Source organism: Verrucomicrobiota bacterium, assembly GCA_027622555.1.
Lineage (GTDB): Bacteria > Verrucomicrobiota > Verrucomicrobiia > Opitutales > UBA2995 > UBA2995.
In genome coordinates this window covers 1-6,991 of record JAQBYJ010000191.1, presented here as the reverse complement: position 1 = coordinate 6,991, position 6,991 = coordinate 1, and the positions used below count along the sequence as shown (strand labels likewise).

Below are 6,991 nucleotides of genomic sequence, written 5' to 3'. Positions count from 1 at the left end.
TGACGGCCGTTGGCCGGGAAAGGAAGCGCTCGACTTTAAGCGACCGAGCGACCGCGTCCGCATAACGATTCCTGGCGAATATGAATCGATGACCCTTGCCGCCTGGGTGCGCGTGGATGGATTCGATTATGATTACTGCTCTCTCATGCTCAGTGATGGTTGGGATCGTCCAGGTGCGGTGCACTGGCAGATCTCCAAAAAAGGGTATATATCGCTGGCTGTTTGGAACGGCCCTGATGAAAATAAAATACCTGGTCGCAACATAAACAACTCAATTGCGGCTTTCATCATCGAACCTTCCGACTTCGGACGCTGGATGCACATTGCCGCAGTTTACGACGGATCAAGCGGAACAGTGCGGCACTACCGAAACGGGGAATTGATTGGAGAAGTAGCCGTAAGCCCGGTGGTTCCGCTGAACATAGGCGATGCCTTGATCGGAAACTGGAGTCCTGCTCCTCATTCCGTCAATCAGATCCGCAACTTTAATGGAAGAATGGACGATTTTGCTGTTTTCGGCGATGCGTTTTCGCCCAGCGAAATTGAGCGTCTCTACAGCGTTGGAAAACCGTAAGCCGCCCGTCCTGCCGCTTAGCCTGAGTTTTTCAGTCCTGACAGGTAACCAAGCATTGCGCACCTCATTTGAGGTCTCATGTGGAAGCCAACGGATATAGGGCCTGTTAAAGAATGACCGGCGGACAGAATAATCCGGGCAATTTTTAGAATTCACGTAGTGTTAATTTAAGAAACCCACCAAGAAAACATTTATGAAAACCATACTTCTTATCTCTCTCTGCCTCTTTGCAATTTCGGCGGCCTTTGCCGAACCTATCCATGTGTTGGTGTGGGATGAACGTCAACCTCGACAGGCGGAAGCCTATGACAACTGGCTTGGAAACGAGATCGTTGCACGCCTCAAAGCCTCAACCAAAGACCTGGAGTTTCGGTCAGTCGCCCTGGACGATCCTGAGCAGGGTCTCTCGCATAGTAATCTCGAGTGGGCAGATGTCATTCTATGGTGGGGGCATGTCCGCCAAGACGAAGTGCCTTGGGAGAAGGCCAGGGAGATTGCTGACAGAGTAAGGCATGGCGATTTAAACTTGGTCGTGCTGCACTCAGCCCACTGGTCACGGCCCTTCATGGAATTGATGAACGGACGAAGTATTGAGGAAGGTCGCAAATACATCGAGCAACACAATCCGGGGAAAGAAATCACCCTGGAAACAGTGGCTCCACCTAAGGAACGCTCGGCCCCGATGCGGGGAAGTGTTTTTACCCCTGCCTACTTTGGATACAATAAAGGCAAGGATGCCGTGCACGGTATTATTCATTTACCCTGGTGCTGCTTTCCCGACTACCGGCCTGATGCAAAGCCCAGTACGCTTAGCGTTATCGCACGTAAGCACCCAATCGCCAAAGGACTTCCAAAAAGATTCCAGGTCAAGGCTACCGAGATGTATAACGAACCCTTTCATGTTCCTGAGCCCGATGAGGTAATCTTTGAAGAAACCTGGAAACTTGGCGAACGCTTCCGTAGCGGCATCGTTTGGAATATTGGACAAGGTAAGGTTTTTTACTTTCGTCCCGGTCATGAGACTTATCCTGTTTTCAAGCAACCTGAAATCATCCAGATCCTTGCCAATGCCTGCCATTGGCTCGGTGAGGATTAGGATTTGGAAATTATTAATTTATTTTTATGTTAGTTACTCTATACAAATGGCCTGATCTCGATGTATTGGGCAGATTCCGAGAGGTTTTTAAAATTCTCACCCTCATAGGGGGAATGATAAGTGTATCGCAATTTGTATGTGCCCAAAAAGAAATCAACGGACAGCGCCGACCCAATGTCATTTTCATACTGACCGACGACCAGGGTTACGGTCCGTTGGGTCGCCATGGTGATGAGTACGTGAAGACGCCTCAGATGGATCGACTGCACGATGAAAGTATCCGATTCACCAACTTTCATGTGCAGCCAAATTGTGCTCCCACCCGAGCGCTTTTATTAACGGGCCATCCGCCGCTCAAAAACGGTGTGTGGGCCACCATTCGTGGACGCTCATTGTTGAGACGTGGTGAATCGACCGTCGCAGAATCGTTTCAGGAAGGGGGATATAAAACGGCTCTGTTTGGTAAGTGGCACTTGGGCGACAACTACCCGTTCCGCCCACAGGACCGGGGTTTCGAAGAGGTACTGATTCACGGTGGAGGTGGGGTAGGCAACATTCAGGATTATTGGGCCAATAACTATTTTGATGATTATTATCAGCACAATGGAAAGTGGAAGAAATTTGAGGGTTATTGCACCGACGTTTGGTTCGGGGAAGCGATGAAATTCATTGAGAAAAGTAAAGACAGACCGTTTTTCGTGATGATTTCCACTAATGCCCCGCACCTCCCTCTGGTGGCGCCGCAAGCGTACATCCATCCCTACAAAGATCAGAAGGAAATTACGGCTAAACCCGGCACTGCGGAATTTTATGCCATGGTTACCAATATCGACGACAATCTTGGACGCTTGCGAGCCAGGTTGGAAGCGTTGAACCTGGAGGAAAATACGATCCTGATATTCATGTCGGATAACGGGAGCATATTACGTTTCACAACATGGAATGCCGGGATGGCCGGCGGGAAAGCCTCGACCTGGGATGGCGGCCATCGCGTGCCCTTTTTTATTCACTGGCCCGGTGGCTTGAAGGGAGGACGTGATATCAGGGCACTCACCTCGGGATTGGACATACGTCCGACTCTTGAAGAATTATGCGGATTAAAACCGTCTCCTCTATCTGAGGAGGATGGTAAGAGCTTGGTACCGCTGATAAATGGTCGTACTCCCAGTTGGATCGATCGCATTATTAGTCTCGATTTACAAAAACAGGAACAGGTTCCAAACAAGAACAATCCTCACGTGGTTATGCAGGGTGACTGGAGATGGTTGGACCAAAATCTCTACAATGTTGGAATTGATCCGGGACAAGAGAATGATGTCAAAGCAGACCATCCGGAACGCATTCGCGAGATGCAGAAGAGTTACGATCGTTGGTGGCGCATTTTAAATTCCCGCGATCCTGCGTCCGGTCATGAAATTGTCATTGGCTCTGAGCACGAAAACCCCACAACGCTTACCACCCATGATATCAGCGGAGAAGTGGCATGGAACCATGACCAAGTGCTAGCGGGATTCAACGCGACGGGTCACTGGGAAATTGAAGTCGCCAAAAACGGCGACTATGAATTTGCACTCCGGAGATATCCAGCCGAAGCGGCGGAGCCGATCCGGGGAACCATTGCGGTACCAGATAAACTAAAGATATTCCGTTACTTCGATGAGCGTTACCAGTATGGGACCACTCACGAACGGAGCCAATCCTTGCCGGTCGCCTCGGCATCACTAAAAGTTGGGTCCTTCAAAGGAGAGAAACCGCTTCCCGAAAAAGCTGAGAGCTCGGTCGATTATGAAGTGAATTCTCAAGGCGATGTTCTGGCAGTAAAATTCACTGCCAAATTGAAGGCAGGCATTACAACGCTTACCGCATCTTTTTCAGATCAAGAAGGAAAACATCTGACAGCACCCTATTACATTACAGTAACCCGAAAGTAACGAAGGGATTTTAATCACCAAACCGTAGCATTTCTAAAAAAGCTGATATTTATGCTAGAAAATGACCTTATCTACAAGTTCCAGCCTAGGAGTGAAAAAAGCCTGCAACTGGGAAGTAGCTTACTGCTGGGATTATTGATGGTGCTAATTCTCGCCAGTGCTGTGGAGGCAAAGCCAAACATCGTCATAATTCTGGCTGACGATCTCGGCTATGGTGACGTGAGTTGTTACAACCCTGAGGCAAAAGTGCGGACACAGAATCTCGACCGCCTGGCGATGGAAGGCATGCGGTTCACGGACGCACACAGTCCATCCACGGTCTGCACGCCAACCCGTTACAGCATCATGACCGGCCAGATGGTGTTTCGATTGAATTATCCTGGTGTTTTCACGGGTGTGGGTGGTCCCGGTTTGATCACGGAAGATCGCTTAACGCTTCCCGGCATGCTGCGCGACCAAGGTTACGAAACGGCGCTGTTTGGTAAATGGCACATAGGCATGTCCTTTTTGGATAAGAATGGCGCGGTTATTAACGTAGAGGAACCCCCTCGGGGAACAAGCCGCGAAGTCCAGGAAAAAGTCGGATTGGATGCCGTGAACCGTATCGACTATTCGCGTGCGATTCCTGATTCGCCGATTCATCGGGGATTTGATCACTTCTTCGGCACGGTGTGTTGTCCAACCAGCGATTGGCTCTACGCCTTTATTGATGGAGATCGTATCCCGATGCCACCGACGCAAATATTAGATAGGGACAAACTGCCTAAACACGAATGGTCCTTTGATTGTCGTGTGGGGATGGTTGCTCCAGGCTTCAATCACGAAGAAGTCGATATGGTGTTTCTCGAAAAGAGTCTCGAGTTTCTCGATACGCACAGCAAAGAAAAACCGCGGAAGCCGTTTTTTCTCTTCCACTCGCTCCAAGCGGTTCACCTTCCTTCCTTTCCCGGAAAAGACTTTCAAGGCAAGACGACGGCGGGGCCTCATGGCGACTTCATCTACCAGTTTGATCATATTGTCGGTCAGTTGATGAATAAACTCGAAGATCTGGGGATTGCGGAAGACACCTTGGTGATCGTAACCAGTGACAATGGTCCTGAAGTAGGAACCGTCATCAACATGCGAAGTAAATACCAGCACGATGGAGCCAGGCCCTGGCGCGGGGTGAAACGCGACAACTGGGAAGGCGGACATCGAGTTCCGATGATCGCTCGTTGGCCTGGAAAGGTGGAAGCGGGATCCATTGCAGATCAGACTGTGTGTCTCACGGATATCATGGCCACTTGTGCCGCGATTGTTGACGCCAAGCTTCCGAATGATGCTGCTGAAGATAGTTTTGATATTCTACCTGTTTTGTTGGGTGAGGCGAAAGATGAGATTCGGGGATTTACTTTGCATCAGACTATCAGTCTCGATCTGGCTATCCGGAAAGGGGATTGGAAGTATCTCGACCACAAAGGATCTGGAGGGAATAGCTACGACCAAGCGAAGCTGAAGCCCTATGCTTTGCCCGACACGGCTCCTAACGCTCCGGGTCAACTATACAATTTGAAGCGGGATCCGGGGGAGACGAAAAACCTCTACTTTGAGCATCCGGAAATCGTTAGGGAATTGAAAAACAAACTCGAGCAATCGAAGAAAAGTGGCCGCAGCGCCCCGAGACGTTTATGACAATAATAAATCGAATATCTGTGTTCTTATTAGGGATGGTTGTGGCCCCCAATTTATCCTGTGCCGGGGATACTAAACCAAACATCGTTTTCATTTTGGCCGATGATCTAGGTATCGGGGATACGGGTACGTATGGAGGGAAACGCTGCCTCATCGATACGCCGAACATTGATGCTCTGGCGGCACAGGGATTGCGGTTTACCGATGCGCATCCGAGTGCATCTGTGTGCGGGCCTACTCGACAAGCATTGATGACCGGGCGGTATCCCTGGCGCTTCGGTCCAGCTGTAAACAGTGGCCCTTGGGGCTTTGTTGGTCCCCAACCCAATACGGAAACGTCTACTCTGGGCAAGCTTCTCAAAAAAACGGGTTATCGTACGGGCTATGTGGGGAAATGGCACCTTGGCACGATCATGACTACCTTGGACGGCAAGACCCAGGACTTAGCCAACGTGGATTTCACCAAGCCATTGAAATATGGGCCGGTGCAATTTGGATTCGACGAAAGTTTCATACTCCCGGGCTCGCTTGATATGTATCCCTACGCTTATGCGCGTAATAATGTCTGGCAGGGTGAAGTCACAGCGCAAAAAGGCTGGAGTGCCTTTAACCGGGTAGGGCCGGCGGAAAAAGATTTCGAAGATCATGAAGTGTTGGAAACGTTCTATCGCGAAGCTGAATCATTTATTGGGAGTCAAGAAAAGGACACTCCCTTTTTTCTCTTCCTGGCCCTCACGGCTCCCCACACTCCAACCAGCCCTGGAGTCAATTGGCGGGGGAAAAGTGAACTGGGTGTATATGGAGACTTTGTGATGGAGGTAGATCATTCCGTAGAGCGAGTCATGAATGCGCTAAAGGAAAGGGGACTGGACCAAAACACCTTGGTTTTGTTTTCGTCAGACCACGGCCCGGCGCCCTATGCGGGAAACATTCTGAAAGCTACTCCGGGACAGATTAAATTGCTGGAAGAGAAGGGACACTTTCCCAGTGGACCGCATCGCGGTTACAAGTTTTCTGTTTATGAAGGTGGATTGCGCATCCCACTCATCGCCTGGTGGCCCGGTGTTGTTCCTAGGGGAACTACTAGTGATGCCTTGGTCGGTCTGAACGATTTAATGGCAACCTTTGCGGAACTAACGGATGTGAAATTGGGATATGACGAAGCGCCTGACTCTATCAGTTTTGCCAAACTCCTCCGCAATCCCGAAGCGACGGGTACTCGACAAAACCTTATTATGCAATCCGTTGTCCCGTTTGTCGTGCGGGATGGAGATTGGAAATTGTGTCTATGTCCTGGAAGTGGAATGCCTGCCGATTCCGAGAATGGTTTTGGCAATGTGCCTTCTCCAGAGGATGCCTGGCGGATGGCTCTTAACCAGTTCTCAGGTAAACCAAAGGAGTCCGACCTGTTTAAGGCACCCTTTGTGCAATTGTTCAATCTGGCCAACGACCCGCATGAAGACCACAACCTTGCGGCTGAGCATCTTGAGCGAGTTAAGCAAATGGTCGCCCTACTCAAAAAGCAGATTGAAAGTGGTCGCAGTACACCCGGGCGAAGACTGAAAAACGATAAAAGTATCAAAATGATCAATCCTATGGAGAAGCGCTTGCCGAACATTGTCCACGACATGTTCCGGTGAGGAACACTTCTTTAGGTATCACTTGTTCCATTTATTGGATTGTATCCGTGTTCATCCTATAAAAATAGATTCGAGATTA

Annotated in this window: 5 protein-coding genes; all 5 read left to right on the top strand. The window is 49.8% G+C overall.

Going from position 1 to position 6,991, the window contains the following annotated elements; all coding sequences use genetic code 11:
- Positions 1-574: LamG domain-containing protein (locus O3C43_24255; GenBank protein ID MDA1069600.1), on the top strand; the 574-nt coding region annotated here is incomplete at its 5' end.
- Between the two features lie 193 nt (positions 575-767).
- Positions 768-1,670, top strand: coding sequence for a ThuA domain-containing protein (locus O3C43_24250; protein ID MDA1069599.1), 903 nt, complete (start codon positions 768-770; stop codon positions 1,668-1,670).
- 26 nt (positions 1,671-1,696) lie between these two features.
- Positions 1,697-3,601 carry an arylsulfatase gene (locus tag O3C43_24245; protein MDA1069598.1) on the top strand — a complete coding sequence of 635 codons (1,905 nt, stop codon included), beginning with the start codon at positions 1,697-1,699 and terminating at the stop codon, positions 3,599-3,601.
- A 51-nt stretch (positions 3,602-3,652) separates the two neighbouring features.
- Positions 3,653-5,272, top strand: a complete 1,620-nt coding sequence (locus tag O3C43_24240; GenBank protein MDA1069597.1) for a sulfatase-like hydrolase/transferase — start codon at positions 3,653-3,655, stop codon at positions 5,270-5,272.
- A complete protein-coding gene (locus O3C43_24235; GenBank protein MDA1069596.1) occupies positions 5,269-6,912 on the top strand; it encodes an arylsulfatase in 1,644 nt (547 codons plus the stop codon). Before O3C43_24240 ends, O3C43_24235 begins: the two co-directional genes overlap by 4 nt.
- Positions 6,913-6,991 lie beyond the last annotated feature (79 nt).

Coding starts and splice junctions, on each gene's coding strand:
- O3C43_24250 (MDA1069599.1), top strand. CDS start 768: ATGAAAACCATACTTCTTATCTCTCTCTGCCTCTTTGCAATTTCGGCG.
- O3C43_24245 (MDA1069598.1), top strand. CDS start 1,697: ATGTTAGTTACTCTATACAAATGGCCTGATCTCGATGTATTGGGCAGA.
- O3C43_24235 (MDA1069596.1), top strand. CDS start 5,269: ATGACAATAATAAATCGAATATCTGTGTTCTTATTAGGGATGGTTGTG.
- O3C43_24240 (MDA1069597.1), top strand. CDS start 3,653: ATGCTAGAAAATGACCTTATCTACAAGTTCCAGCCTAGGAGTGAAAAA.